The organism is Acrocarpospora macrocephala (assembly GCF_009687865.1).
In the GTDB taxonomy this organism is placed as follows: Bacteria; Actinomycetota; Actinomycetes; order Streptosporangiales; family Streptosporangiaceae; genus Acrocarpospora; species Acrocarpospora macrocephala.
In genome coordinates this window covers 171,581-197,913 of record NZ_BLAE01000009.1, presented here as the reverse complement: position 1 = coordinate 197,913, position 26,333 = coordinate 171,581, and the positions used below count along the sequence as shown (strand labels likewise).

23 protein-coding genes and 1 pseudogene are annotated in these 26,333 nt (G+C 67.6%); 19 read left to right on the top strand and 5 right to left on the bottom strand.

Annotated features, from left to right (window positions below; genetic code table 11):
• Window positions 1–96 precede the first annotated feature (96 nt).
• From Amac_RS09175 to Amac_RS09145, 7 genes and pseudogenes are all read left to right on the top strand, one after another.
• Complete coding sequence (locus tag Amac_RS09175) at window positions 97–939, top strand: hypothetical protein (RefSeq protein WP_155353878.1); 843 nt, start codon at window positions 97–99, stop codon at window positions 937–939.
• Entirely contained in the window at window positions 936–1,898 is a 963-nt protein-coding gene (locus tag Amac_RS09170) for a hypothetical protein (protein ID WP_218040956.1), read from the top strand. The genes Amac_RS09175 and Amac_RS09170 overlap by 4 nt, the downstream gene beginning before the upstream one ends.
• 17 nt (window positions 1,899–1,915) lie before the next feature.
• Window positions 1,916–2,443 carry a hypothetical protein gene (locus Amac_RS09165; RefSeq protein WP_155353923.1) on the top strand — a complete coding sequence of 176 codons (528 nt, stop codon included), beginning with the start codon at window positions 1,916–1,918 and terminating at the stop codon, window positions 2,441–2,443.
• A 45-nt stretch (window positions 2,444–2,488) separates the two neighbouring features.
• Entirely contained in the window at window positions 2,489–2,746 is a 258-nt protein-coding gene (locus Amac_RS09160) for a hypothetical protein (protein WP_155353877.1), read from the top strand.
• Between the two features lie 295 nt (window positions 2,747–3,041).
• Window positions 3,042–3,134, top strand: a pseudogene (locus tag Amac_RS09150) (DUF4244 domain-containing protein); the annotation flags it as partial.
• Window positions 3,135–3,200: 66 nt separating this feature from the next.
• Complete coding sequence (locus Amac_RS57220; protein ID WP_281356259.1) at window positions 3,201–3,941, top strand: TadE family type IV pilus minor pilin; 741 nt, start codon at window positions 3,201–3,203, stop codon at window positions 3,939–3,941.
• Window positions 3,942–4,151: 210 nt separating this feature from the next.
• On the top strand, window positions 4,152–4,583 hold the full coding sequence (locus Amac_RS09145) for an Rv3654c family TadE-like protein (protein WP_155353876.1): 432 nt from the start codon (window positions 4,152–4,154) through the stop codon (window positions 4,581–4,583).
• A gap of 2,356 nt (window positions 4,584–6,939) precedes the next feature.
• Here Amac_RS09145 and sftH read toward each other — a convergent pair.
• Window positions 6,940–9,543 (bottom strand): DEAD/DEAH box helicase, encoded by a 2,604-nt coding sequence (sftH, locus tag Amac_RS09135; RefSeq protein WP_373869810.1) that lies wholly within the window; start codon window positions 9,541–9,543, stop codon window positions 6,940–6,942.
• Window positions 9,544–9,701: 158 nt separating this feature from the next.
• Here sftH and Amac_RS09130 point away from each other — a divergent pair, with 158 nt between their 5' ends.
• From Amac_RS09130 to Amac_RS09110, 5 genes are all read left to right on the top strand, one after another.
• Window positions 9,702–10,052, top strand: coding sequence for an STAS domain-containing protein (locus Amac_RS09130; RefSeq protein ID WP_111171502.1), 351 nt, complete (start codon window positions 9,702–9,704; stop codon window positions 10,050–10,052).
• A 2-nt stretch (window positions 10,053–10,054) separates the two neighbouring features.
• Window positions 10,055–10,519 carry an ATP-binding protein gene (locus Amac_RS09125; RefSeq protein ID WP_155353875.1) on the top strand — a complete coding sequence of 155 codons (465 nt, stop codon included), beginning with the start codon at window positions 10,055–10,057 and terminating at the stop codon, window positions 10,517–10,519.
• A 443-nt stretch (window positions 10,520–10,962) separates the two neighbouring features.
• On the top strand, window positions 10,963–13,221 hold the full coding sequence (locus tag Amac_RS09120; protein ID WP_373869812.1) for a sodium-translocating pyrophosphatase: 2,259 nt from the start codon (window positions 10,963–10,965) through the stop codon (window positions 13,219–13,221).
• Window positions 13,222–13,322: 101 nt separating this feature from the next.
• Entirely contained in the window at window positions 13,323–13,778 is a 456-nt protein-coding gene (locus Amac_RS09115) for a SixA phosphatase family protein (protein WP_155353873.1), read from the top strand.
• A 5-nt stretch (window positions 13,779–13,783) separates the two neighbouring features.
• Window positions 13,784–16,021 carry an FUSC family protein gene (locus tag Amac_RS09110; protein WP_155353872.1) on the top strand — a complete coding sequence of 746 codons (2,238 nt, stop codon included), beginning with the start codon at window positions 13,784–13,786 and terminating at the stop codon, window positions 16,019–16,021.
• 74 nt (window positions 16,022–16,095) lie between these two features.
• Here the strand turns inward: Amac_RS09110 and serB are convergent, their stop codons facing one another.
• A complete protein-coding gene (gene serB, locus Amac_RS09105; protein ID WP_155353871.1) occupies window positions 16,096–17,313 on the bottom strand; it encodes a phosphoserine phosphatase SerB in 1,218 nt (405 codons plus the stop codon).
• Window positions 17,314–17,691: 378 nt separating this feature from the next.
• Between serB and Amac_RS09100 the strand changes: the two genes are divergently transcribed.
• The 4 genes from Amac_RS09100 to Amac_RS09085 are packed head-to-tail and all read left to right on the top strand — an operon-like array spanning window position 17,692 to window position 21,338.
• On the top strand, window positions 17,692–18,471 hold the full coding sequence (locus Amac_RS09100) for a GNAT family N-acetyltransferase (protein WP_218040955.1): 780 nt from the start codon (window positions 17,692–17,694) through the stop codon (window positions 18,469–18,471).
• Window positions 18,468–19,382, top strand: a complete 915-nt coding sequence (locus tag Amac_RS09095; protein WP_155353870.1) for a lysophospholipid acyltransferase family protein — start codon at window positions 18,468–18,470, stop codon at window positions 19,380–19,382. Before Amac_RS09100 ends, Amac_RS09095 begins: the two co-directional genes overlap by 4 nt.
• Window positions 19,383–19,392: 10 nt before the next feature.
• Window positions 19,393–20,298, top strand: a complete 906-nt coding sequence (locus Amac_RS09090; protein ID WP_155353869.1) for an ABC transporter ATP-binding protein — start codon at window positions 19,393–19,395, stop codon at window positions 20,296–20,298.
• Window positions 20,295–21,338 carry an ABC transporter permease gene (locus Amac_RS09085; protein ID WP_155353868.1) on the top strand — a complete coding sequence of 348 codons (1,044 nt, stop codon included), beginning with the start codon at window positions 20,295–20,297 and terminating at the stop codon, window positions 21,336–21,338. The genes Amac_RS09090 and Amac_RS09085 overlap by 4 nt, the downstream gene beginning before the upstream one ends.
• 46 nt (window positions 21,339–21,384) lie before the next feature.
• Here Amac_RS09085 and Amac_RS09080 read toward each other — a convergent pair whose 3' ends face one another.
• The 3 genes from Amac_RS09080 to Amac_RS09070 all read right to left on the bottom strand — a co-directional run bounded on the left by Amac_RS09080 (window position 21,385) and on the right by Amac_RS09070 (window position 23,729).
• Complete coding sequence (locus Amac_RS09080) at window positions 21,385–21,921, bottom strand: hypothetical protein (protein ID WP_155353867.1); 537 nt, start codon at window positions 21,919–21,921, stop codon at window positions 21,385–21,387.
• A 150-nt stretch (window positions 21,922–22,071) separates the two neighbouring features.
• A complete protein-coding gene (locus Amac_RS09075) occupies window positions 22,072–23,070 on the bottom strand; it encodes an S-adenosylmethionine:tRNA ribosyltransferase-isomerase (protein ID WP_155353866.1) in 999 nt (332 codons plus the stop codon).
• Window positions 23,067–23,729 carry an SDR family NAD(P)-dependent oxidoreductase gene (locus Amac_RS09070; protein WP_155353865.1) on the bottom strand — a complete coding sequence of 221 codons (663 nt, stop codon included), beginning with the start codon at window positions 23,727–23,729 and terminating at the stop codon, window positions 23,067–23,069. The genes Amac_RS09075 and Amac_RS09070 overlap by 4 nt, the downstream gene beginning before the upstream one ends.
• A gap of 144 nt (window positions 23,730–23,873) precedes the next feature.
• On the opposite strand from Amac_RS09070, the gene Amac_RS09065 reads away from it, so the two are divergent.
• The 3 genes from Amac_RS09065 to Amac_RS09055 all read left to right on the top strand — a co-directional run bounded on the left by Amac_RS09065 (window position 23,874) and on the right by Amac_RS09055 (window position 26,126).
• Window positions 23,874–25,013, top strand: a complete 1,140-nt coding sequence (locus tag Amac_RS09065) for a GAF domain-containing sensor histidine kinase (protein WP_218040954.1) — start codon at window positions 23,874–23,876, stop codon at window positions 25,011–25,013.
• The gene (locus Amac_RS09060; RefSeq protein ID WP_155353864.1) at window positions 25,010–25,639 is read left to right on the top strand and encodes a response regulator; all 630 of its coding nucleotides are present in this window, start codon (window positions 25,010–25,012) and stop codon (window positions 25,637–25,639) included. The genes Amac_RS09065 and Amac_RS09060 overlap by 4 nt, the downstream gene beginning before the upstream one ends.
• Before the next feature lie 115 nt (window positions 25,640–25,754).
• Window positions 25,755–26,126, top strand: coding sequence for an aKG-HExxH-type peptide beta-hydroxylase (locus tag Amac_RS09055; protein WP_170322393.1), 372 nt, complete (start codon window positions 25,755–25,757; stop codon window positions 26,124–26,126).
• Window positions 26,127–26,333: the final 207 nt, after the last annotated feature.

Below are 26,333 nucleotides of genomic sequence, written 5' to 3'. Positions count from 1 at the left end.
GGGCCCCGCCGCCTGGGCAGAGATCGGCAAGCAGAAGCGTATCTTCCTGATTACACTGCGTGCTCGTCAACCTGCCCGGTCCGCTGAGGGGTCCGCATGAGCTTCACAGAACACGACGTTCACGAGTGCCGCCGCCTGATGCGCGCCTGCCGCCTCAACCAGCTGGCGATCGGCGACATGCTGAGGGCCGCGTGGGCCGACGGCGACGCCCTCGGACAGTTCTGCGAGCGGGTCGGCCTGTCGGTGACCACCGCCAAGCAGTGGCGAGCCACAGCGAAGGCGGTCACGCCGGACCTGCGCACGCTGCTGGAGACCTCCGGCGTCTTCGTCTCCTACAGCGTCTTGCGCGAGGGGACACGCATGATGGGCGGCCAGCCCATCGACCCCGGCTACGCCAAGCTCCGGCGCTTGATCGACGACGCGACGACCGCGGGCGTCGACCGGGTCAACCACGCCACCTACCAGACGGTCTTGGGCACGGCACCCCCGCTGGCCATCGTCTTGGATCCGCAGGCACGAGAGGCTGAGGAGGTCGTCGACTACGTCAGCGACATGAACAACAGCCCCAACCGCGACCTGCTCGTCTCGGCGCTGCTCGCCGACGACGCCGTGACCCGCGCCGAGCTGGAGGCCGAGTTCGACAAGCAGCGGGCGGAGCGAGAAGAACAGGGCGACCGGCAGCAGCCGAAGCAGCCCACGGGCAAGCCCGACCCCAGCGCCGCGCTGGTCGCCAATCTGCTCGCCCTGGCCGCGCAGTCCGCACGGATCATCAAACGCCTTCCCAAGACAGTGCAGCTGGACCTCGCCCAGCAGGCCAACGCCTCCGTCGCCCTGGACGACCTGGACGTCTTCACCAAGAGAGTCCGTCAGATCGCCGCGATCCGCACGGTCAGCGTCCCGGCGCAGCGTCGCGCGCCACGCCAGAAGGCACAAGCGTGATGAGCCAGGAATCACCCGAGCCGACCATCGACGATGGCGAGGACGCCCTCGGCGCGGACATCGCCGAGTTCGTCAAGCTGGAGAGCAAGGGCCCGTGGGTGCTGGCCCATCTGGTCGCCCGACGGGTCACGCCCGGCGAAGGCGACGGCGTCGGATTCGAACAGGAGTCCACAAAGTGTTTCGGCCGAAACACTTTCCGGCGCATCAGTGCCCGGGAGTTCGCCCGCCGGGCCGGCACCAGCGCCAAGAGGGTCCTGGCGTTCTTGGATGCCTGGAACCGGCTGGCGGAGGAGGGTGTGGTTGACCACGCCGCCGACCTGCACCCGGACAAGGAAGTTGAGCTCCCCGATACCTCGAAGTATCCCTTCTATGGCAAGAACGGCTATTACCGCAGCTGGGAGGCCACCAACCTCTCGCCCAAGCGGCGCGAGGCGGTTGAGGAGGAGGCGGAAAAGTCGGGAACCCGTCCTCCTGCCGTCGCCTACATCCTCAGTCATCCCAAAGCGGTCAAGACCGCTCTGCTGGCCGATGAGACGACACGAACGGCGGCGCGGCAGGCCCTGGAGGAGTTCGACGCCCGCCAGGCGGCCGCGGATGCTGAAGACCGCGCTGCGGCCGCCCAGGTCGCCAGCGAGCGGCAGCGCGAATACGACGACGTCATCCGCGCAGAGCGGGACGCCTATGCCGCACAAGCCCGCGAAGCCGGCGAGGGATCGCAGGACGATGCTTCCATGGACGTCTTCAACGCCATGGCCGAGATCCGCATGGCCGCCTCGCGGGCGCTGGCGTTGCTGAGCAAGCAGCAGATCAACTTCACCACGGACCGCGCCGAGGCCATCGCGGAGTTGTGTGATGGCGCCGAGGCGGCGATCGCCGCCGTTCGTGACATGGCCACCGGCGCTGCTCTGGACGACGCCGCGCTCGCGGCGTTCATGGATGAGAACGGGAAATTCCTGTGAGCCGCCGCCGTGATGAGATGGGCTGGACCCGCGCCGAGACCGACGTCGCGGAAGTGATGATCTGGCTGCGCGGCAACCACGGCCGCGAGGTCAGCTACGCCGACATCGCCGCCGGCGTCGGCATCAAGGACGGTGCTCGCCTGCGGCGGGCCGTCAAGGTCGCCCGTGTGGTCGCGGCCAACCGGGGCGATCGCCTGGAAAGATTCCTGCCATCGCAAAGCCCCGCCCGGCGCCGGGTCTTCGTCACCCGCTACATGCGCCAGGGCCTGGGCGATGAGTTCGGCGCCCGCGACGCGATGTCCGCCGCCCGCACCGCGATGACCGCGATGAAGGACATGCACCGCGCCACCACCTTCGAGGCCGGCAACGACAAGTCGATCGCGCGCCAGGAGTTCGGCACGATGGCCATGGCCGTCGATGAGTGCATCACCAAGGTCTCCGGCATCGACAAGGTCGGCCCCCAGGTGGTCAAGCAGGAGAACACCGGCCTGCTCGCTCAGATGATCGCCGCCCTGGAAGCTCGTCTCACTGAAACCACAGGCTGACCAGGGAAGACGCCCCTCTCGACAAACTGGCCAGGAGTTCTCACCGTGACCGTTCTCGAACACACCCTTGCGAAAGCCCTCACCGAGATCGTCATCCAGCTCGACCTCAGCGACGACGACGCCATCACGCCCGAGGCCTCGATGGCGGTGCTGAACCCGGTGATCGCCCTCCTGCAGGACCTTCCTGACCAGGACCGGCGAGCGCTCGCCGAGCTGATCAACCAGTGCACGCAGGAAGAAGCCAACCCCGAGCGGCAGCTGGCGGCCTGGGAAGCGCCCGAAACCTTGGGCCTCTTGGCCTAAAAGCCCCTAATAGGGGAGGAAGCGGGCGAAGCGCCAGTGCTCATCGGCGACGCCGGCGTTCGCGGCCGCCCGGGGGGCAAAACCGCCTGGGGCCCACCTGCCCACGCCGCACTACGACGCCTCATCGCAACGGCCCATCGCTGATTGGTCGCCTCTCCACCCTCAAATGTTTCGCACTGAACCCGACCATGCTTGGCATGCTGCGGTCTACTTGCCATACGTGAAAGAAGAGATCATCGTCCTCTGACCTGCTAGAAGAGTCCTCCAACCCTAGATAAGATAGGCCGCCTGCGGCTTCGCTGCCCTGCTCTTCAAGGTGGTGACCTCAGGCGAGGTACAGGAAATGCTAGCCGCTCTGATCCAAAAGGCCCTCAACCTGGCCGGATAAACATTGTACGGATACGTCGGGTCATATGGTCATATGAGCCCGTCCGCATACGCATGCAAGTGAGTGATGTTCGTGCTTCGTAGAGCTGTGGGCGCTGGCTCGGTCATCGAGGCGAAGCTGAACTCAGACGAACCTCGATTGCTTGACCCCGAGCCGATCGGACAGGCGCCGATCAGTCCTGGATCAGTCGGTCCTGGATCGTTCGGTCCTGGGTTGGTCGGCTCTGGGTTGGTCGGCTCTGGGTTGGTCGGCTCTGGGTTGGTCGAACCCGGATTGCTTGAACTTGGGTTCGTCGATCCTTGGCTGGTCGAATCCGGACCGACCGAATCCGACTCGGTCGGCTCTGGGTTGGTCGGCCCTGGGCTGGTCGGTGCTGGACTAGCTGACGCCGAGTCGGTTGAGTCGCGTGGGCTGGCGCGGGATGAACTGGTTGAGGGTGGACCCCGTGGGCCGGGGTCGGTTGAGGCGGGGTCAGTCACTGCGGAGATTGCTGTGGCGTTGCCGGCGCTGGTTGTTGTTCTTGGGGCCGCGTTGTGGGCGGTGGCGGTGGTTTGCGCGCAACTGGAGTGTGTGGACGCAGCTCGGGCGGGGGCTCGGGCTGCGGCTCGCGGTGAGAGTGTTGATGCTGTCCGTGCGGTTGTGCTGCGGTGGGCTCCTGAAGGGGCACAAGCCACAGTTGTGGTTCATGGCGACCTCGCGAGAGTTGAGGTCATCGCAAAGATCAGGCCTGTCGCGGGTCTGCTCGTTCCCCCGTTCACGGTTTCGGCCACGGCTTCCTCTGCGACGGAACCTGGTGTGACGCAGTAGCGGTGAATTCGCTACTTGTGGCGTGTTTGTGAGCAGGGCGTGTTGTGTGAGTCCGGCGATTGCCGAGTCCGCCGATGACCTGATCACTGGGGGTTTCGGGGTGAGGTGGGGCACTCGGTGATGAGGCGGCGGGTGATGCCGGGCTGGACCTGCAACCACCTGCGACGGGGAACGGAGCTGTAGATCGGTTCGGGGGAGGAGCAATGAACGATGTTGGCGGCAGAGTGGCGTGGCGAGGAGGGGGGAGAGCGAAAGAGGGGGAGACGGGGAGGCAAGGTGAGAGCGGTGCTGCGAGAGCGGGGAGCAGGGACGGTTTGGGTTGTGGCTGCCACGGCGCTGGTTTGGGTGGTGGCGGTGGTGGGTGTTCAGGTTGGAGTCGGGCGAGTGGCTTGGCATCAGGCGCAGTTGGCGGCTGATCTTGGGGCGCTGGCGGCGGCGAAGTTGGCCTTCGCGGATCCAGAGGGCGCTTGTGGGCGGGCTCGACGGGTTGTCGAAGTCAACGGAGCGACACTCACGTCATGTGCGGTCTCAGATGGTGCTGTCGATGTCTCCGTCGCGCTGAAAGTGTCGTTGCCCGCGCTCGGAACTCGGACGATCACTATGGACGCCAAGGCAGGTCCGGCCGACATATCGGGTCCATAGCGCCACAACCATCCAAGTCGATCAACCGTGCGTCAGGACAGCAGCAGCGCCTTGTCGGGGACGGGCGGGTGCGCGTGTAGGCAGGCGGCGAGGGCAGCGGCGACGTCGCGAGGGAGTGGCACGTCGCGGGTCCGGCCGCCCTTGCCGAAGATGCGCTGGCACCTGCCGGGGACCCTGGTTCATCAGCTTGCGGCTCTGATCGGCGTCCCCACGCGGATTGGCCCGTGGGGCTGCGGTGTGGGGCTGCGGTGTGGGGCCCTCACCTAGCCGATCAACCGTGCCGTTGCATCCGTCGGAAGCCCTGATTCGACGGGTGCGGTGCCGCTCTCCTAGCCGATCGATTGTGCTGCTGTTGCCACCTGCCAGAGGTGTGGTTTGGCGGGTTCGGCTGCGCTGTCCCGGTTCAGCTGTCCTGGCCGTTCGACTGTGCTGTTGCCGCTGTGGACAGCTCGCGGAACCGTCCCTGTGAATGTTGTGAAGGAGGGCGGAGAGGGGGGCGTGGTGGATTGTGATTTTTTGGACAATGGGTCCAAGAGTGAGGGTTGTTGAATAAGGTGCCGGTTGCCCTCGGTTCGGTGTGGTCTGTGGGGTCTCGTGTGGGAGGCCCTGGGGTTGTGGGTGTACGGGTGTAGGCATTTGTGGGCTTATGTGTCCGTTCCCGGGATCGGGGTTGGGCTCTGGCGAAGGGATGCGTCGTGGTCGCGGAACGGCGGGTTTATCGGGGGTTGGTGCTTGTGTTCGGTTTCCGTGGGGTGCGTCGTGTTCTTTGGGGTGCGGGGGTGGCGGGTCTTCTTTTGGGATTGCCGGCGGGCCGTGTGGAAGCCAGTGTTCGGGTCGCGGGGAATGGGATTGATAGTCCTGTGGCGGGGGCTGTGGTTCGGGGTGCGGGGATTAGTGCGGCTGCGCATATTGAGAATGTTTGCGAGGGGACGCTTTCCGTTCTTGGGCCATCGGGGGAAGTGCTTGGAAGTGAGACTGAGCGGATCTCTTCGCTTTGTCTTGGGCGGGCTTCTATTCAGTTCAGTGTGGAGTTGGAGGAGTCTGCCGGTAACGGAGTGTATTCGGCCAGGCTGACGGTTAAGGGGATTGGGGAGGGGGCTGAGCATACGTTTGTGGTGCGGAGGCCGCCTGCTTCGCCGGAGGGGGTGGCGGCGGAGATGCAGGGGAAGAAGGTGATGGTGAGCTGGGATAAGGGGGTGGAGTCTGATCTGCAGTCGTACGCGGTTGCCAACGATCAGGGCGGGGCAGCGGGGGCGTTTTCTGTGGGGGATGTTTGTTCTGGGGGGCGTTGTCAGGCGGCGTTTGCGGTTCCTGGGGCTGCGGCGGGGAAGAGGTTGGGGTTTTCGGTTAAAGCGTTTCGGGGGGATGGGGTCGGAGGGAGCGTGGGGTCGGGAAATTCGAGGGCGGCTTATGTGAGTGTTCCGGCCGCTCCTAAGCCTTCGCCGACTAAATCTGCGGATGGCGATGGGGTTGAGGATCTTCCTGTTCAGTCCGATGAGAACAAAGCCAAGGTGCCGCTGATAAAACCAAGTGGTGTTGCGGCGACCGAGCTTCCCAAGGAGTCAGAAGCGGCTAAGACTGATTTTGATCTGCCGGAAGGGGCGGAGGAGGGTGCCTCCCCACGGCCTGAGGTTACGGCAGGGTCGGGAGGTGCCGTTCAGTCGTCGGCTTCTGGGGATGGGCTTGCTTACGGGATCTATGCCGCCATTGGTCTGCTGTTGTTGCTGATCGGCGGGTATGTGGGTGCGTGGTTGCGTGGGCGCGCCGGTGGGGGTGAAGGCGTGGGTGCGGGTGCGGTGGCGGCCGTGGGGGTGATTTCGCCGCCGGAGGGCGGAGGCGTCGCCACAACGGGCTTGGTGGGTCGTCGGCCCGCTGCCCTTCTTACGGCGGTCAAGATTTCGGAGCCCGGACCTGCGGCAGTGGGGCCTGCTGCATTAGAGCCACCGGTGGTGGATCTGGCGGTAGCGGATTCTGCTGCCCTGAAGACTGCTGCCCTGAAGACTGCTGCCCTGGAGACTGCGGCGGTGGAGTCGGGGGCGGTGGAGCTCGCCGCCGTGGAGGCTGGGGTGGTGGAGTCGGCGGCAGTGGATTTCGCCGCAGCGCAGCCCGAGGTGCAGCGGCCTGCGGCAGCGGCGTTCGCAGGCGAGCCCACAGCAGGCGAGCCCACAGCAGCAGGGTCCGAAGCTGGCGAGCCCGCAGCAGCAGGGTTCGTAGCAGCGGAGCCAGCCGTAGCGGGGTCGGCCGCGGTGGAGTTGGCCGCCGTGGAGGCTGGGGCAGCGGAACTCACCACGATGGAGCTTCACGAAATAGAACCCGCCTTAGACGGGGCTGAGGATGATGTGCCGCTGCTCCGGCCCTACATCGCTCGGGCGATCGAATTGCAGGACGGGAGACCGGGGTCGGGCCGGTTATGGCCACCGTCTGGTGAGGGTTCCGAAGGGTCGAGGTAAGGCGTTAGCAGGATCCCGAGTAGGCGGAGGGCGCCTGCCTTGTCCAGGGGCTCGTTGCCGTTGCCGCACTTGGGGGACTGGATGCACGAAGGGCAGCCTCGTTCGCATTCGCAGGAGGCGATTGCGTCGCGGGTGGCCGTGAGCCACTCGGTCGCGTGGGCGTAGCCACGTTCGGCGAAGCCCGCCCCGCCATCGTGGCCGTCGTACACGAAGACGGTGAGGAGGCCGGTGTCGGGGTGAAGCTCGGTGGAGACGCCGCCAATGTCCCAGCGGTCGCAGGTGGCGAACAGTGGCAGCAGGCCGATTGCGGCATGCTCGGCCGCGTGCGCGGCACCGCCGAGGTCGATTCCCTTGTCAGCTCGCCGATCGATTCTTCGGTTGGTTCGCCGTTGGGCTCCTAGGTCGCCAGGCGGGTCGGTTCGCCGGTGGGTTTCCTGGCCGTCTGGCGGCTCGGTTCCTTGGTCGCTTGGCTGGTCGCTTGGTTGGTCGAGTTCGGCTAGGGCGGAGTTGGGGAGGGTCCACCAGACGGCGCGGGTGCGTAGGGTTCGGGGTGGTAGGTCGAGGGGGTCGTCGCCTAGGAGCTCTCCGGTTTGGGTGCGGCGTTTCAGGTATGAGACGACCTGCCGGGTGACCTCGACCGAGCCGAAATGGAGTTCGCCGGGGCCGAGGGCCCGGGAGCGTAGGGACTCGATGATGCGGATGTCGGTGATGTCTCGGGCGAAGGTCGAATAGTCGGGTGAAGCCGCGGAGACCAAGGCGACGCCCGCTTCGAGGTCGAACTCATCCACCACGTACGTATCCCCACGATGAATATGCACGGCCCCGGTATGCACCGTCCCATGAGCCGACGCCTCGTCCACGGTCCCGAGCAACCGCCCGGTGTCCGACTCGACGATCTGAACCGGTGACCCGCCCGACCCTCGGATGTCGGCCAGGTCGACCGCACGATCCCGGCTCGTCCAGAACCACCCCGTCGTCCGCCGTCGCAATAACCCCCGCTCTACCAGCTCATCCAAAACCCCCAACGCCGCAGGACCGAAAATAAGATGATCTTCATCTGACAGCGGAATTTCGGACGCCGCCGCACACAGATGCGGAGCCAGCACATAGGGATTGTCCGGATCCAGGACGGTCGCCTCCACCGGATGCCCGAACAGCGCCTCCGGATGGTGCACCAGGTAGGTGTCCAGCGGATCGTCCCGTGCGATCAACACGGCCAGCGCGTCCTGCCCATCCCGGCCGGCCCGCCCGGCCTGCTGCCACAAGGACGCCCGCGTCCCCGGCCACCCGGCGATCAGCACCGCGTCCAGCCCGGACACGTCCACCCCGAGCTCCAGCGCGTTCGTCGTCGCCACCCCGAGCAGCTCGCCCGAGCGCAACGCCTTCTCCAGCAGCCGCCGATCCTCGGCCAGATACCCGGCCCGATACGCCGCCACCTTGTCCGCCAGCCGCAGCTCGGGCAGCACGGGCGTGGCCACGGCGGCCCGCGAAGGCCGCGCGTGCACTCCCAGCGCGAGTTCGGTGTCGTGCAGGTGTCCCCGGGCCGACAGGGCCACGATCTCGGCCGCCCGCCGCGACCGTACGAACGCGAGGGTCCGTACGCCGTCCAGAACGAGATCGGTGAGGAGGTCGGCCGCCTCGGCGGTGGCCGTACGGCGGACGGGGGCGCCGCCCTCGCCCCGCAAATCGGTCAGGGGCGGCTCCCAGAGCGCGATGGTGCTCGCGCCCCGGGGAGAGGCGTCACGCGTCACCTCGGCCATCTCAAGGCCCGTCAGGCGCATCCCCGTGGTTCCGGGCTCGCTGGCGGTGGCGGAGGCGAGGAAGAAGACGGGGCGGGAGCCGTATTTGGCGGCGACTCGGCGCAGGCGGCGGAGGATCTGCGCGACGTGGGAGCCGAAGACGCCGCGGTAGGTGTGGCACTCGTCGACGATCACCAGCTGGAGGCGCCGCCAGAAGGACGTCCAGGCGGCGTGCCTAGGCAACATCGACCGGTGGAGCATGTCCGGATTTGTCAGGACGTAGTTGGCGTGGCGGCGGACCCAGGCGCGTTCCTCCATGGGGGTGTCGCCGTCGAAGGTCGCGGGTCGTACCTGGTCGAAGGAGAGGTCCTGGAGGGCGCGGAGCTGGTCGGCGGCGAGGGCCTTGGTCGGGGTGAGGTAGAGGACGGTGGCGCCGGACAGGATCCCGGTGACCGCGGGGACCAGATAGGCGAGAGATTTTCCTGAGGCGGTTCCAGTGGAAATGATCACGTTTTGGCCACGGTGAACGTGCTCGGCGGCGGCGAACTGGTGTGGCCACAAGCCGGACACGCCCTGCCCCTCCAGCCGCTCCCGCACCGTGTCGGCGACCCAATCCGGCCATTGGGCTTGACCAGCCTGACGTGCTGGAACATGCTCCACGTGAGTGACTCTCCCGTGCCGTGCCGAGGTCGTCAGCAAGCGCTCCAGGAGTGGTCCGCTCCGGCCTGACGCACGCCTGTGGGGGTGAGCGGGTGAAGAGGACCGATTCATTGGTTTCCACCATGGCATCTGCGGGGAGAGTCGCCCGGAGTCGGGATTTCGTATAGACACTGAGGCGTAGCGTGGTTGAATGCCGCGCGTCAGGATCGTGTTTTCCTAAGGATGCACGATCTGCATCGGACCTACGCAGGCAAGGCGCTGGAGGATCTGTGGATCTGAAGTTGGACCACCGTACCGAGGACCGTCTCACCATTGTCGAGGTAGAGGGTGAGATCGACGTCTACACCGCGCCCAGATTGCGTGAGCTGCTCATCGACTTGGTGAACAAGGGCAACTTCCACCTTCTCGTGAACATGGAGAAAGTGGACTTCCTCGACTCGACCGGGCTTGGTGTGCTGGTCGGCGGGCTCAAGCGGGTGCGGGCGCACGATGGCTCCCTGGAACTCGTCTGCACGCAGGAGCGCATTCTGAAGATCTTCCGGATCACCGGTCTTACCAAGGTCTTCGGGATCTACGCCTCCGTGGATGAGGCCAAGGAAGCCCACGGTCGAGACAAGTAGTCATGGCCACCGTCGAGCTGACGTTCAGCGCGTTGCCGGCTCATGTGCGCACGGCGCGGTTGGTCGCTACGGCGATCGCGCGCCGTACGGGGGTGGCCGAGGCGTTGCTGGACGAAGTGCGGCTCGCCGTCGGAGAGGCGTGCTCCCGGGCAGTTGAGGCGCATCGCGTCCACTGCCCGGGGGAGCCGATCCGGATCGAGCTCCGGGATGATTCGGGGCGTTTCGAGGTGACGGTCACCGACTCCGCTCCGAACGACGATCTTCAATCTCCGGGTACGGCCAATGGCCTGGTATCGGTCGAGGCATCGGCCGACAGCATGTTCGGGATCGTTCCGGAAATGCCGGGCTTAGGGATCGCGGTGATCGCCGGTCTGGCCGACGATGTCGAGGTCTCCCCAGGCCCGACGGGGGTGCGGATCCGGATGAGCTGGCCGGCCGCCACGCCCAACGGGGTTCCGGCTCACTGAAGCCTCCTGGCTGGTTAGGGGCTGGCCGAATCTGTCCTCCACCCAATTTGGGTCGTCTATAATCCCTCGCAGGGCTTGTCCGTAACCTGATGGACATCAGGTGACCGGGCGACAAACGACCTGTTTGGGTGGGGGTGGAACCCGTCCTTACTGGACTCGGCCCTAATTAGCGTGCCGCAAGCCCTTCATATCCGCCGACAGGCTGCGTAGACTCCCCCGCACCGGCCAAGGTATTGCGGATTGCAACCGGAAGCGGCACTGCCAACCACCCGGAAGTGCGCCGCTGACGCCCCGTTCGCGATGGGGCACGCTGAAGATACTGTGAGGCTGCGCCTCCCGGGCAGGACCTACCCGTCTGGCCGAGGAGGACGGAATTGTCTGCCTATCTCGCCGCTGGCAATGACGCAGCGGTATCCCTGAGCGGTTCCCATCTCACGATCGTGATCGTGGTGGCCGCTGTGGCCATGATCGCGCTGGCCGTCGCCGGCGGCCTCGTGCGCGAGGTACTGGCCGCGCCTCAGGGCACGGAACGTATGCAGAACATCGCGAAAGCCGTACAACTTGGAGCTGCCGCTTACCTGACGCGGCAGTTCCGGACGCTTGCCGTCTTTGTCATCCTTATCCCCTTCCTGCTCTACCTGCTGCCGGCCGAGTCGACCGGCGTGGCGATCGGGCGCAGCCTCTTCTTCGTGGTCGGTGCGGTGTTCTCCGCGCTGACCGGCTTCATCGGGATGTGGCTGGCGGTGCGCGGAAACGTGCGCGTCGCCGCCGCCGCCCGGGAAGCGGGGGAGAAGACCGCGATGCGGATCGCGTTCCGCACCGGCGGTGTGGCCGGTATGTTCACCGTCGGGCTTGGCCTGCTGGGCGCGGCCATCGTCGTGTTCGCGTACAAGGGCGACGCGCCGAGCGTGCTGGAAGGCTTCGGCTTCGGCGCGGCGCTGCTGGCCATGTTCATGCGTGTCGGCGGCGGCATCTTCACCAAGGCCGCCGACGTCGGCGCCGACCTGGTCGGCAAGGTCGAGCAGGGCATCCCGGAGGACGACCCGCGCAACGCGGCCACCATCGCCGACAACGTGGGCGACAACGTCGGCGACTGCGCCGGCATGGCGGCCGACCTGTTCGAGTCGTATGCGGTGATGCTGGTCGCCTCGCTGATCCTGGGCAAGGCGGCCTTCGGCACCGAGGGCCTGGTGTTCCCGCTGATCGTGCCGATGATCGGTGTGATCACCGCGATCATCGGCATCTTCGTGACCTCGCCGCGCGCGGGCGACCGGAACGCGATGGCCGCGATCAACCGCGGGTTCTTCATCTCGGCCGCGATCTCGGCCGTGCTGGTGGCGGTCGCGGCGTATGCGTACCTGCCGGCCTCGTTCGCCGAGCTCACGTCGGCTTCGCCCACCGTTCAGGCGATCACCGCGGATCCGCGGATCATCGCGATCGGGGCGGTTCTGATCGGTCTGGTGCTGGCCAGCGCGATCCAGATCCTCACCGGGTACTTCACGGAGACCAACCGGCGTCCGGTGAGGGACATCGGGGAGTCGTCGCGTACCGGTCCCGCGACCGTCATTCTGGCGGGTATCGCGGTCGGGCTGGAGTCCGCGGTGTACTCGGCTCTGCTCATCGGCGCGGCGGTGTACGGCGCGTTCCTGCTGGGCTTCGGCAACGTGACCGTGGCGCTGTTCGCGGTCGCCCTGGCCGGGACCGGCCTGCTGACCACGGTCGGCGTGATCGTGTCGATGGACACTTTCGGTCCTGTTTCGGACAACGCGCAGGGCATCGCGGAGATGTCCGGCGATGTCGAGGGCGAGGGCGCGCGCGTGCTCACCTCGCTGGACGCGGTCGGCAACACCACCAAGGCGATCACCAAGGGCATCGCGATTGCGACCGCCGTGCTGGCCGCGACGGCGCTGTTCGGGTCGTTCCGTACGGCTGTCGAGGCTGAGCTGGCGAAGGCCAGTGAGTCCGTCAAGGCCGCGCTGGGTTCGTTCCAGAACTTCAGTCTGAGTGTGGACTCGCCGAACGTGCTGGTGGGTCTGATCATCGGTGCGGCCGTGGTGTTCCTGTTCTCCGGTCTGGCGATCCAGGCGGTCGGCCGGGCGGCGATGCGGGTGGTGTTCGAGGTACGGGAGCAGTTCCGTACCAAGCCGGGCATCATGGACTACACCGAGCAGCCTGATTATGGGCGAGTTGTGGACATCTGCACCAAGGACTCGCTGCGGGAGCTGGCCACGCCTGGTCTGCTCGCGGTGCTGACTCCGATCGCGGTCGGGTTCGGGCTGGGTTACGGGCCGCTTGGCGCGTACCTGGCGGGGGCGATCGCGGCGGGCACGCTGATGGCGGTGTTCCTGTCCAACTCGGGCGGCGCGTGGGACAACGCCAAGAAGCTGGTCGAAGACGGGCACCACGGCGGCAAGGGCTCCGCGGCGCACGAGGCGACCATCATCGGCGACACCGTGGGCGACCCGTTCAAGGACACCGCTGGTCCGGCCATCAACCCGCTGATCAAGGTGATGAACCTGGTCGCGCTGCTGATCGCGCCCGCGGTCGTGGTGTACGCGGACAACACGGGGCTGCGGATCGGCGTGACTCTGCTGGCGGTGGTCATCGTGATCGGTGCCATCGTCGTGTCCAAGCGTCGTTCCGGTGGGGGCATGGAGTCCTCCGACAACAGCAAGGAAGAGTTGGAGCCGGTCGCTAGCTGATCGTGTTCCGCTTCGCTGAGGGTCCCCCGCGATGGTGGGGGACCCTCACGCGTTTGTGGACCATGTTCGTAGAATCTGTGCATGAAAGGGCGTTGCGTGCGATGAAGACGTTGATTGTGCTGCGGCACGCGAAGGCGGAGCACACCCCCGGGGTGCTGGACTTTGAACGCGGGCTTACCCATCGGGGGCAGCGCAACGCGCGTGAGGCGGGGGTGTTGATCGGCCCGCTCAAGCCTGACCTCGTGCTTTCCTCCTCGTCCAAGCGGACCCGGCAGACGGCGGAGCTGCTCGGGCTGGCGGCGCCGCTTGAGCTGGATCGGGACATCTATGAGGCGTATACCGACGAGCTGCTTGTCCTGATTCGCCAGGTCGGGCCGGAGGTGGGGACGCTGGTGCTGGTCGGGCACAATCCGAGCGTGCACGAGCTGGTGATGGGCCTCACCGGGGATGAAGTCGAGACGTTCCCGCCGGGGGCGTTCGCGGTGGTCGAGTTGCCCGGGCCCTGGTCGGAGGTCGATTCCGGCACCGGGACACTGGTGGACACGCACCGGCCCTGACGATCGTGGCCAGGTTCGACGACAGCGGGCTGGCGGTGGGTTTCGGCCTCGTCGCCGGGGCCTCTGTCGTGATTCCGCTGGTCGTCGGGGTGGCGGTGGGGCATCCCGTGGATGGCGGCGTGGTCGGCATCGGCGCGTGGTTGGTCGCCGTGCGGGCCAACGCCGATCCGCCGGGGGTGCGGGCGGTGGCCATGCTGGCCGGGGTTTTGTCGTTGGCGTTCGGTACGGTGCTCGGCGTGGTGGTCATCGACCGGGAGTGGTTGCTGATCCCGGTCGCGCCGCTGGTCGCCGGGGCGGGCATCCTGTGGCCGCTGGTCGGCTCGACGGCCGCGCTGGCGTTGCTGATCACCGCTGCCAATCCGCTGCCGATGTATCCGGCGGAGCATCTGGGGCTGCAACTTCTGGGGGGTTTGCTGGCGGCTGTTCTGATCACGTTGCCCTGGTCGTGGCGGCGGACCCGGCCGCTGCCCGCCACGCTGGGCGAGGCCGCTGAGGAGCTCGCCGTCCTGATCGAGTCGACCATGTCCGACTCGTGGGACTCTCAGCGGGTCCGCGCCTCCTCCGTGCTTCAGACGGCTCGTACGGCTTGCGCCCGCCATCGCTGGGAGCGACGCTCGCGGGAAGCCGAGCAGGTCACGGTCGCCCTGCGACGGATCTTCTACGAGGCGGTGGCCTTGCATGATCTTGTCGGGGCGGTGGCCCGGGAGGTCCCACCGGATCGGGTGGGTTTGTCGGAGCTCGTGGAGTCGCTGGCGGCTTCTGTGCGGTCGTTGTTTCAGCCGGCGGAAAAGGTTGAGTCGATCGATTTCGGTGCTCGGATTGATGCGTTGCGGGGGGAACGGCCGGGCGATGAGCGGGAACTGCTCGGCTTGGTGTTGCTTCGGCAGATCGCGCATGTCGCTGACCGCATCCGTGAGGGCGTCGCCGAGTCCCGGTCGGGTGTGAGATCTCTCACAGGCACCGTGATGGTGATTCCGCAATTGCCCGAGTGGCCTGGGGCGCGAAAGCGGCGGCCGTCGAGTGATTCGGGTTTGCCGGGGATGAGGTCAGGTGATTCGGCGGCGGAGGGGTTGTGGCCGTCGGATCGGCAGTCGGCCGATCAGGATGTGTTGGGGTCGAGTCATTCGGGTCCGCCAGGGATGCCTCCGGTTGATTCGACCGGGGGTGTTCCGGCTGTGACTTCTCGGATCATGCCGCGGGTGAGCCTTGATGATCCCGACGTTCGTCATAGTTTGCGCGTAGGGCTTGGGACGGTGGTCGCGTGTGTGGCGATTGTGGTGTTCGAGCCGTTGCATGCGCAGTGGTTGGCGTTGACGGTTCTGCTGACCATTCAGCCGACGTATGGAGAGACGCTCGCCAAGGTCTGGGCGAGGATCTTGGGGAGCGTGATCGGTGGGTTGGCGGCCGCGTTGGTGTTGCTGATCGCGCCGGGGGACTGGGTGCGGGTCGTGATGGTCGGGGTGGCCGCGATGCTCGCGTTCGGGCTGGTAGCGGTGCATTACGCGTACTGGGCGACGTTCATGACGATGTGCGTGCTGCTGCTCATTGATTTTCAGACGCCGCTGTCGCCGGATGCGGCCGCGATTCGGGTGGGGCTGACCGTGTGCGGGGCGATGATCGCGCTGGCCTGCACGCGTCTGCTGTGGCCGCGTGGTGAGGCGGTGCGGCTGGCCGAACGGGTGGCGCGGTTGCTGGAGTCGCATGCGGAGGCCGCCCGGATGGTGGCCGATGTAAGCCGTGGCAATCGACCGGAACGGCTGGCCGTGGAACGAATCCACGTCGCCGCCCGGGAGGCGGAGGCTGTGGCCCAGTCCGTGAGTTCCATCGCGTACGAACCGGGGGTTGTGCCGCCGCAGCACGTGGACGAGGTGCTGGACACCGCCCGCAGGATTCGGGACGACCTGATGACCGTGACGACTGTCCTCCGCGAAGACCCCGGCGAAGTCGGGCCTGCCCCCGGTGTGCTGGACGCCGTCGCCGATCGGCTGGCCACCGGAGCTGAGGCCGTCAGGATCGGCGAGCCGTACCAGTCGGGTGGGGATGTGGACAGCCGCCTGGCCGATCTGGGCGGATGGCTGGGCAAGCTCGCCGATCGTCGGCTGGACGAACTCGCGGCGGATCCTGCGGACTCCCGCACCCGTGTGCGTCGCGCACTCCTGCACGCCGCCGCGACCGACCAAGCGTTGCGCGCCCTGAGCAAGGGGTCGGCCCACATAGTCAAGGAGGCAAGTATCGCCAAGTGAACCAACGGAAGATCCGCGGGTTTGTTGGGATACGTGTCCGCCCGCCCACCTGCGGGGCGGGCGGAGCTGGTGGGTTAGGTGTCGGTCAGGCCGTCTTCGGCGTCGGCGGCTTCTACCTCGTCGCGGGAGATGCCGAGGAGGTAGAGGATCGAGTCGAGGTAGGGGACGGTGACGGCGGTGTCGGCGGCCCTGCGTACGACGGGTTTGGCGTTGAAGGCGATGCCCAGGCCGGCGGTGGCGAGCATGTCGAGGTCGTTGGCGCCGTCGCCGATGGCCACGGTCTGGCTGAGGGGGATGCCGGATTGCAGGGCGAAACGTTCCAGGGCTCTGGCTTTGCCGGGGCGGTCGATGATTTCGCCGGTGACGCGGCCGGTGAGGCGGCCGTCGACGACTTCCAGGGTGTTGGCGGCAGAGTAGTCGATGCCGAGGTCGGTCACCAGGGCGTCGGTGATCTGGGTGAAACCGCCGCTGACGATGGCGAAACGGTAGTCCAGACGTTTGAGCGTGCGGACCAGGGTTCGTGCGCCGGGGGTGAGGACGACCTCCTTGGTGACCTTTTCGAACACCTCCTGGGGGAGGCCTTCGAGTAGGGCCACTCGGCGGGTCAGCGATTCGGTGAAGTCGAGTTCGCCGCGCATCGCCTCCTCGGTGACCCGGGCGACCTCCTCAAGGCTGCCGGCGTGGCGGGCCAGGAGTTCGATGACCTCACCTTGGATCAGGGTGGAGTCCACGTCCATGACGATCAGGCGCTTGCCTCGCCGGTGGATGCCCCAGCGCTGCACGGCCACGTCCACCTGCTGCACGTGCGCCTCGGCCGCGAGTTCGGCCCGGAGCGAGGCCGGGTCGGCGCCGGAGACGGCCATTTCGATGCAGGTGACCGGGTAGCTGGAGAGCCGGTCGATGCGGTCGATGTTGGCGCCGCTGGCCGCGATCCGGCCGGCGATTCCGGCCATCGCGGACGGCAGCAGCGGCGACCCGAGCACGGTGATGTGCAGCCGTCCCCGGCGGCGCTTCTCCTTGGAGGCGGTGCCGGTGGTCAGCTCCAGGTCCATGTCAAGGTCGGCGGCGACTTGTTCGATCGCGGTCCACAGGCCGCCGATCGTGCCGCCGGTTCCGGTCGAGGGACCACCCGCGTACGAGACCAGGACGCCGAGGGTGAGTCGTTTGCGGATAACGACCTGTTCGACGTCGGCGACGGTGACGGGAAATCCCGCGAGAACGGTGAAAAGTCTTGAGGTGACGCCTGGCCGGTCTGGGCCGGTGAGCGTGATCAGAAGGGTGCGCTGGTTCATCCGGATCTCTGTAAAGGAGCGGGGAACGTACGACATCTCAACGCTACTGGTCCTCCCTTCGAGCTCGCGCATCAGGTTCACCATCCGGACGCATCCTCAACGCCAATAGGAGAGCTGACCGTCATGTCCGCATGTCGTCATGGCTCCATGCAAAACAACTCACCACTGACCAGCGGGCCGGTGGATCAAACGATCACGATGCCCATGGCTGGACCGCCGGATGAGCAGGTTGAGGCGGCCGTGACTGGGCTGATGGCCACGCGGTTGGACGCGCAGGTGTCCCTGGGTGGCTCGGCGCCTACGGCGATGGATGTACGAGTGGATCAAGACGGCGTCCGGAGAGTGGAATCGCGGAGGAGCACGATGGTGGAGGTGCCCGTGAGTTCGTCGAAGAGTGGGCGGGTGGGGCCGGCGGTGGTCATGGCGACGCGGGCGTCGAAGGAGATGACCATCGATCTCGCGGATGCGCGGGGGCGTTACACCGTGAGCCTGGCGAAGACCGCGGCCGATGTGCAGGCGGCGCAGCGGCTGCGCTACCAGGTCTTCGCGGAGGAGATGGGGGCGCGGCTGGACTCGCCGGTCTCGGGCCTGGATGTGGATAGGTTCGACGCCTATTGCGATCATCTGCTGGTTCGCAGCGGGACCGAGGTCGTGGGGACCTATCGCCTGCTTCCCCCGGGCCGGGTCGAGCGGCTCTACTCCGACAGCTGGTTCGATCTCGGAAAGCTGGCGGCCATCCGGAGCGGGCTGGTGGAGGTGGGGCGCACCTGCGTACACCAGGATCATCGGGCCGGTGCGGTGCTGGCGTTGATGTGGGCGGGGATCGCCCACTACATGGTCGGCGGCGGGTACTCCTGGCTGGCCGGATGCTGCTCGGTGCCGCTGAACGACCGGGGCGCCGCGGCGGCCGGAGTCGTGGAGCGGATCGAGCTCGGGCCGGACGAATACCGCGTCGTGCCGCACAACCCCTGGTCGGGTGGGAGCGCTCCGGAGCGGTTCGTGATGCCGTCGCTGCTGCGCGGGTATCTGCGCCTCGGCGGCTGGGTGTGCGGGGCGCCGGCGCACGACGCCGACTTCGGCACGGCCGACTTCTTCGTGCTGCTCTCGCTCGCGAATGTGGACACCCGTTACCTTCGGCACTTCCTGGGCGAGCCATGACCGTCACCTTCATCCCCCCTTCGGTCACCCCGTGGCAGCCGCTGGCCCCGTGCCAGCCGTCCACGTGCGTCAACCCGGCCCTGGCGGTGGCCTCGCCGCTGCGCAGGGTGGGCAGGATCGCGGGCGCGGCGGCGGTGCTGCTCGGCGGCGTCCCGATCGCGGTGCTCACGCGCCGGTTCAGCCCGGACGCCCGCGCGAAGATCACTCAACGCTGGGCGCGGCTGCTGCTGCGGGCGCTCGGGGTGCGGGTGCTGGCGAGCAAGGGGTTCGCGTTTCTCGGTGGGGCGCCGGTGCTGCGGGCCGTACCAGACGAAAACGGAAGCGGGACCTTGCTGGTCGCCAATCATATTTCGTGGCTGGATCCCCTGGTCATGGCGGCGACCCTCCCGTGCCGGCCGCTGGCGAAGAGCGAAGTCGGGGAATGGCCGCTGATCCGCACGCTGGCGCGAGGTGCGGGTGTGCTGTTCATCCACCGTGATCGGCTGTTGGAGCTGCCGAAGGCGGTCGAAGGGGTGGCGGGGGCGTTGCGCGCGGGCGACACCGTGGTCGCCTTTCCGGAGGGCACCACCTGGTGCGGCGGGGAGATGGGGCCGTTTCGTCCGGCTGTGTTCCAGGCCGCTCTGGACGTGGAGGCCGCCGTGCGCCCGGCCACCATCCACTATCGCGAGAAGAACGTCACCTCCGCCCGCCCGTGTTACGTCGGCGGCGACACGCTGATCGGCTCGATCCTGCGGGTGACCATGACCAAGAACCTCACCGTGACCGTGACCCTCTTTCCGCCCGTACGGCTGTCGCCTTCCGGGCGCCCGCACGAGGCCAGGAAGGCGCTGGCGTCGGTCGCGGAAGCGCAGGTCCGTACCGGATTGAGCGGAACACCGCAAGGAGCACACCAGGGACAGATGATCGCCTAGCCTGGGCAACATGGGGCAAACAATCATCGTTCAGGACCTCCAGAAACGGTATGGCGATGTCCATGCCGTCGACGGGGTGTCGTTCTCCGTCGAAGAGGGTGAGTTCTTCGGCATCCTCGGCCCGAACGGCGCGGGAAAGACCACCACCCTGGAGATCATCGAAGGGCTGCGCCAGGCCGACGCCGGCACCGTCGAGGTTCTGGGCATGTCACCGTGGCCCCGCAACCCCCGCCTGCTGCCCAGAATCGGGGTGCAGCTCCAGGCGTCCTCGTTCTTCGAGCGCCTGACCGCGCGCGAGCAGATCCGCACGTTCGCCTCCCTGTACGGCATCCCCGCCAAGAAAGCCGACGACATGCTCACCGTCGTCGGCATGGCGGACAAAGCCGGAACGCCGGCCGAGAAGCTGTCCGGCGGACAGGCGCAGCGCCTGTCGATCGCCTGCGCCCTCGTGCACGACCCCGAGGTGCTGTTCCTGGACGAGCCGAGCGCCTCCCTCGACCCGCAGGCCCGCCGCAACCTGTGGGACCTGCTGCGCTCGATCAACGACGCGGGCCGCACGGTCGTGCTGACCACGCACTACCTGGACGAGGCGGAGTCGCTCTGCGACCGGGTGGCCATCATGGACCACGGCAAGATCCTCGAACTCGGGCCGCCGGCCACGCTGGTGCGCGGCCTCGACAGCGCCACCCACATCAGCCTCGCCACCGGCACGCTCAGCCTGCCCGCCGCCCGCGAGGTGGCCGGCCCCGACGCGAGCGTGACCGACGACGGCGTGACGGTGACCATCGCCACCCGCGCCCCCGCCCCGGTCCTGACGGAGCTGGCCGACCGCAACCTGCTGACCGGCATCCAGGTCAGAGGCGCCACCCTCGAAGACGTCTTCCTGCACCTCACCGGGCGGGAGTACCGCGCGTGACCCCGTTCAGGTCGCTCTCCCGCGCCATGCTGCTCGGCTTCCTCCGCGACCGGTCCAGCCTGTTCTTCACGATCCTGTTCCCGCTCATGTTCCTGGTGCTGTTCGGGGCGATCTTCACCAACCAGGGCCTCGCCAAAGCGAAGATCATCCAGGTCGGTCCGGTCGCGATCCTGGACCAGGCGCCGGGGCTCGGCGAGATCCTGGAGATCACCAAACAGAACGACCTCGCCGCCGCGCAGGAGCAGGTGCGCCAGGGCGACTTCGTCGCGGTGGTACGGCAGCAGGGTGACCGCTATCAGCTTTTCTACACCGCCGCCGACCAGGTCAGGGCGGGCACCGTCCGGGGCGTGTTCGGCCAGCTGGTCGGGCAGGCCAACGCCGCCGGGGTGCCGCAGCGGTTCACGCTGGCCGCCGAACAGGTCGAGGACAAGTCCCTCAAAGCCATCCAGTACATCACGCCGGGACTGCTCAGCTGGGCTATCTCGATGGGCGCCACGTTCGGCGCGGCCATGACGCTGGTGACCTGGCGGCAGAAGAAGATCCTGCGCCGGTTGCGGCTGGCTCCGGTCAGCACCGCCACCGTGGTGTCGGCCCGGGTCGGGGCGAGCGTCGGGATCGCGCTGGTGCAGACGGCGATCTTCCTGGGGGTGGCCAGCCTGCCGATGTTCGGGCTACAGCTGTCGGATTATTGGTGGATGTGCGTGCCGGTGGTCGTCGCCGGGACGCTGGTGTTCATGGCGATCGGGATGGTGGCGGGCGGTCTGGCCAAGACATCGGAGGCGGCGGCCGGGATCGCCAACCTGATCGTGTTGCCGATGGCGTTCCTGTCCGGCACGTTCTTCCCGCTGGACAGCGCGCCGGGCTGGCTGCAGTCGCTCTCCAACATCTTCCCGATGAAGCATCTGAACGAGGGCATGCTGGACGTCATGGTCCGCGGCCAGGGCCCGGCCAGCATCCTGCCGGAACTCGGCATCATCCTGGGATTCGGCCTGGTCATCGGCTTGATCGCGGTGTTCCTGTTCCGCTGGGACGACGTATAAGGCGGGTGAGTCGCCCGCCCGGTGCCTGGGCGGGCGACTTGGGGACTTACTTGACGGCCAGGGTGCGGACCTTCTTGGTGTAGATCCAGCCCTTGAGGCCGAGCTCCTTCAGAGCCTGCCGGTCCAGGTCCCCGGCGCCGGTCGGCACGTCGTACGCGATGGCGCCGACCTCGCCGTACTGCCAGCCGCGGGCGTTCTTCTTCAGCTTGAACTGCACGGAGAGCCGGTCGCTCTCGTCCACCTCAAGGATGTGCGGCGTCCAGCACCAGAACTCGCGCCCGGCCCAGTCACACTGGGTGCCCTTCGGACCGCTCCAGTACAGCTTCTTCTTGGTGTCGACGCTCTTGGGCAGGGTGCCGCCGATCCAGTAGTAGTCGGCGGCGTGCGGACCGGTGTTGGTGGCCGTGAACGAGTACTTGACCCAGCCACCGGTCTTGACCTTCTTGGTGTACTTCACGTTCGAGATCTTGAAGACCGAGAACGGGTCGTCGGCCTTCGCGGCGGCCGGCGCGGTCGCGAACAGGGTCGCGCCCACGAGTGGAGCCAGCGCGAAACTGGCGATCTTGACGATCGGGTGAGGCATGAGGATGTCTCCAGGAGGACGAAGGGGCAGCTAGGAACGCCCCAAAAATGAACCGGAAAGACTTTTACCAGTTTTTGGCGCAATGAGTAAAGAACTTTTGCTTTCTCCCGGTATCTTCCCGGAGAACACTTGGAGCGTTCTTGTCACCGGCTAGAGCAGCAGGTGGGTGTCCCCGAACTCGTGCCACAGGTACTCCTCGGCCAGCGCTTCGGCGTAGGAACGGGCGACCAGCTCGGCTCCGGCGACCGCGGAGAGCATCATCAGATGGCTGCTGCGTGGTTCGTGCAGGCCGGTGATCAGGCCATCCACCGCGCGTACGCCCTCGGTGGGCGTCACGATGTGGGACGTCCATCCGGAAACCGCCCTGACCGGCCCGTCCAGGGCCGCCGTCTCCAGGGCGCGGACCACCGTGGTGCCGACCGCGATCACCCGGCCGCTCGACGCGCGGGCCATGTTGACCAGGCGAGCCGTGTGCTCGGGGACGGAGAATCGCTCGGCATACGGGGGTTCGTCCTTCTCCGGTGAGGCCACGCCGGTGTGCAGCGTGATCGGTGTCACCGCGACCCCCCGGGCCACGAGCTCGGTGACCAGCGCCGTGGTGAACGGGCGGCCCGCGCTCGGCATCTCGGCGCTGCCCGGCTCGACCGCGAACACGGTCTGGTAGTTCTCCAGCGGCCAGTCCCGCTCGACGTAGGAGTAGCGGATCGGGGTACCGTACCTGCCCAGGTAGGCGGGCACGTCGCGGTCCAGGCGGGCGCGCCACAGGCGGGGCGTCTCGGGGGCGATCAGGCGCAGGGTGGCCCGGCCGGGCAGCGGCAGCCACTCGCCGGGCGCGCCGCCCGCGTAGGGTTCGGTGGCGGTAGGCGTACGGCGGCGCAGTTCCACCAGCCACTCGCCGGACGGGAGTTCGGTCGAGAAGTGCACGGCCAGCCGGTCCAGCCGGACCGCGGCCGGAAGCGTCGCGGAGTTGTTGACCACCAGCAGGTCGCCAGGGCCGAGGACCGACGGCAGGTCGGTGAACTTGTGGTGGGTGATCTCGCCGGTGTCCCGGCGGGAGACCATCAGGCGGACCGCGTCCCTGGCCAGGCCGCGCGCCTCCGGCGGTTCGTGCGCCTCCCGGATCGGCGGGAGTGCGAAATCGAGGCTCATGCCAGCTCTCCCCGGGTGAACCGGCCGCTGTCCGGCCGCCGGGCGAGCAGGCTGAGCAGCGCGGGCGCGACCACGTCCGGCGGGTCCGCCTGCGCCGCCTCGTCCGCGCCGATCGCGTCGGCGAGCATCCGGGTCCGCATCTCGCCCGGATCCACCCACCAGACCGCGACCTCCGGCTCCTCGGCGGCCAGCACGTGCGACAGCTGCTCTAGCGCCGCCTTCGTCGCGCCGTAACCACCCCAGCCCTCGTACGCCTCGACAGCCGCGTCCGAGGAGATGTTGATGATCGCGCCCTGCCGTTTCCGCAGCGCGGGCAGCGTGGCCTGGATCAACCCCAGCGGCGCCAGCACGTTCGACTCCAGCAGCGCGCGCAGCCCGTCCACCGGAAGCTCGGCGAGCGCCGGCAACGGCACAGGCCCGAGCCCGCTGGCGTTGTTCACCAGCAGATCCAGTTCCGGTACGGCTTGCGCCAATCGCTCCCGATGCTCCGGATCCGTGACATCGCCGGGGATGGCGGTCGCGCCCAGCTCGGTGGCGGCGGCGTGCAGATCGGCCGTGCCGCGGGCGGTCAGCGTGAGCGACCAGCCGTCGGCGGCCAGCGCCTGGGCGAGTGCGAGGCCGAGCCCGCGGGACGCGCCGGTGATCAGTGCGTGCTTCATGTGCAGACCTCTCCGTTGGTGGGCTTCTCACGCTAGGAATGCGGGGGCTTGTCCACATCGGGCGGAAGGTCCGCCGGGGGCGGGCTCATCGGCCTAGGCCATCGGGCCGAACAGAATGTCGGTGGGGCGGCCTAGGGTGAAGTCGTGGCGGTTGTGGATTCGGGTGAGCGGGACGCGGTGTTGCATGCCGTGAGTTCGGCCGTGCTCGCGGTGACCCGGCATCTGTCGGCCCGGGAGGTGCTTCAGGTGATCGTCCGGTCGGCCAGCCGGCTGCTGGACGCGCGATATGCGGCGCTGGGGGTGCCCGACGATCAGGGGGCGTTCGCGCAGTTCGTCGCCGAGGGCATCTCCGATGAGCAGTGGGAGGCCATCGGGCCGACGCCCCGGCAGCACGGCATGCTCGGGGCGATGCTCCGCGAGGGAGCTCCGGTGCGGTTGCCCGATCTGCGGCGAGATCCGCGCTTCGAGTGGTGGCCGAAGGCGCATCCGGTGCTGAAGGACTTTCTCGGGGTGCCGATCCTGGACGGGGATCAGGTGCTCGGCATCATCTTTCTCGCCAACAAGCGCACCCCGGGCGGGTTCACCACAGCCGACGAGGAGCTGCTCACGCTGTTCGCCGCGCATGCCGCGATCGCTCTGATCAACGCCCGGTTGTATGAGCGGAGTCGCGAGCTCACCGTCATCGAGGAACGCACCCGGATGGCCAGGGAGTTGCACGACGCCGTCACCCAGAAGCTGTTCTCGCTGCGGCTGACCGCGCGGGCGGCCGCCGCGCTGCTGGCCTCCGATCCGGCCAGGGCGGCGCGGGAGCTCGACCAGGTGCAGCGCCTGGCCGGGGAGGCGCTCGCCGAACTCAGGACCGTCATCGTGGAGCTGCGGCCCGCCGAACTGGATCGGCACGGCCTGGTGGAGACCCTGCGCAAACATGTCGCGTTGCTGGATCGGCTGCATCCGGTGGAGCTCTCGTTCACGCTGGAGGGCGAACCTCCGGGCGATCTGCCCCCGGCGGCCGAGGTCGCCGTGCTCCGGGTCGCCCAAGAGGCCCTGCACAACGCGCTCCGCCACGCCGAATCCTGCGTGATCACCGTCACGCTGGCCCAAGCCGGCTCCCGGCTCACCCTGGAGATCGCCGACGACGGCAAGGGCTTCGACCTGGTCGACGCCGAATCCCGCGGCCTCGGTCTCGCCTCCATGCGGGACCGCGCCGAATCCGCGTGCGGCTCCCTCGACATCACCCCGAACCCCCAGGGCGGTACGGCGGTGCGTTTGGTGGTCCCGATATGAGCGAACCCATCCGCGTGCTGATCGCCGACGACCATCCGATCGTGCGCCAGGGACTGCGCACGTTCCTGGAGGTTCAGGGCGACATCGAGGTGGTCGGCGAAGCCGCGGACGGCGCCGAGGCGGTGGCCCTAGCCGCTTCGCTCGATCCCGACGTGCTCCTGCTCGACCTGAAGATGCCCGGCCTGAGCGGTCTCGGCGCGCTGACCGAGCTGGCCGCCAGGGACCTGAAAGTCCGCGCGATCATCCTCACCTCGGTCAGCGACCGCGCCGACGTCGCCCCCGCCATGCGCGCCGGAGCCGCTGGCTTCCTCTACAAAGACGTAGACCCCGCCGCCCTGATCAGCGCCATCCGCGCCGTCCACGGCGGCCAGGTCCTCCTAGCCCCCGAAGCCGCCGACGCCATGCTCGACGGCCCCAATCCCGCCACTACACCGATCCTGCTGACCGAACGCGAACGGGAGGTTCTCACTCTCATCGCCGCAGGCCGCTCCAACCGCGAGATCGCCCGCGAACTCCTCGTCGCCGAGAAGACCGTCAAAACCCACGTCTCCAACGTCCTGATGAAACTCGGCGTCCAAGACAGAACCCAGGCCGCGCTCTACGCGGTACGACATGGCCTGGCCTAACGGGGGTCTGCTGGGGGCTACTCGCCGTTATCCGGCGCCGGTTATGTCCGTGCTGGCCCTCGCCGTCCCGGCGCCAATGGCGGAACCGCTACGGCCCGGCCATTGGAGCAGCTTGGTGGCTTGTGCGGCGTCTATCGGCACCGGTGACGTCCTGAAGGACCACCATCCGTGGTACGCCGAGGAGGTGCTCGGGGGAGTGACCACGTTCGTCCCCTTGTCCCGCCCGGCAGGCAGGCCGACGAGTGCCACGTCACGCTATGCCTTCGGCGCCTTCGCGGGCTCGCTCCCGCCGAACGGCTGGATGCTGGCCTCGCTGCTGTCCCACGAGGTCCAGCATTCGAAGCTCTGGGCCCTCCTCGATCTCATCCCGCTCACCGCGCGGGCTGCTCTCGCCGTCGGCGGTGCCAAAGATGGCCGGACTATTGCGGTCCGGCCATTGGAGCACCTTGGTAGCTTGTGCGGCGTTACGGGCATGGGGGCTTGTTAGTGCTCTATGCTCCAGCCGCTGGAGCGTAGGTCAGCGATCCCAGGGCTTCTGTGCGTATGAGCGGCAATCCCTGGGGCGAGAGCAGTCTGTTCTCGCGGTCAGGGCGCCATGCCCGCTGAGTCGCTGGGGTGCTGCGGCTCCGGCCTGGGGTGAAGCCGGTGTGGGTCAGGTGCCCTTTTTGCGGTTGCGGTCGGGGGTGCGGTTGGG

Coding starts and splice junctions, on each gene's coding strand:
- Amac_RS09075 (WP_155353866.1), bottom strand. CDS start 23,070: ATGAGCCTCGATTTCGCACTCCCGCCGATCCGGGAGGCGCACGAACCG.
- Amac_RS09115 (WP_155353873.1), top strand. CDS start 13,323: ATGAAGACGTTGATTGTGCTGCGGCACGCGAAGGCGGAGCACACCCCC.
- sftH (WP_373869810.1), bottom strand. CDS start 9,543: ATGAATCGGTCCTCTTCACCCGCTCACCCCCACAGGCGTGCGTCAGGC.
- Amac_RS09070 (WP_155353865.1), bottom strand. CDS start 23,729: ATGAAGCACGCACTGATCACCGGCGCGTCCCGCGGGCTCGGCCTCGCA.
- Amac_RS09175 (WP_155353878.1), top strand. CDS start 97: ATGAGCTTCACAGAACACGACGTTCACGAGTGCCGCCGCCTGATGCGC.
- Amac_RS09125 (WP_155353875.1), top strand. CDS start 10,055: ATGGCCACCGTCGAGCTGACGTTCAGCGCGTTGCCGGCTCATGTGCGC.
- Amac_RS09090 (WP_155353869.1), top strand. CDS start 19,393: ATGGGGCAAACAATCATCGTTCAGGACCTCCAGAAACGGTATGGCGAT.
- Amac_RS09060 (WP_155353864.1), top strand. CDS start 25,010: ATGAGCGAACCCATCCGCGTGCTGATCGCCGACGACCATCCGATCGTG.
- Amac_RS09095 (WP_155353870.1), top strand. CDS start 18,468: ATGACCGTCACCTTCATCCCCCCTTCGGTCACCCCGTGGCAGCCGCTG.
- serB (WP_155353871.1), bottom strand. CDS start 17,313: ATGAACCAGCGCACCCTTCTGATCACGCTCACCGGCCCAGACCGGCCA.
- Amac_RS09080 (WP_155353867.1), bottom strand. CDS start 21,921: ATGCCTCACCCGATCGTCAAGATCGCCAGTTTCGCGCTGGCTCCACTC.
- Amac_RS09165 (WP_155353923.1), top strand. CDS start 1,916: ATGGGCTGGACCCGCGCCGAGACCGACGTCGCGGAAGTGATGATCTGG.
- Amac_RS09145 (WP_155353876.1), top strand. CDS start 4,152: ATGTTGGCGGCAGAGTGGCGTGGCGAGGAGGGGGGAGAGCGAAAGAGG.
- Amac_RS57220 (WP_281356259.1), top strand. CDS start 3,201: ATGTTCGTGCTTCGTAGAGCTGTGGGCGCTGGCTCGGTCATCGAGGCG.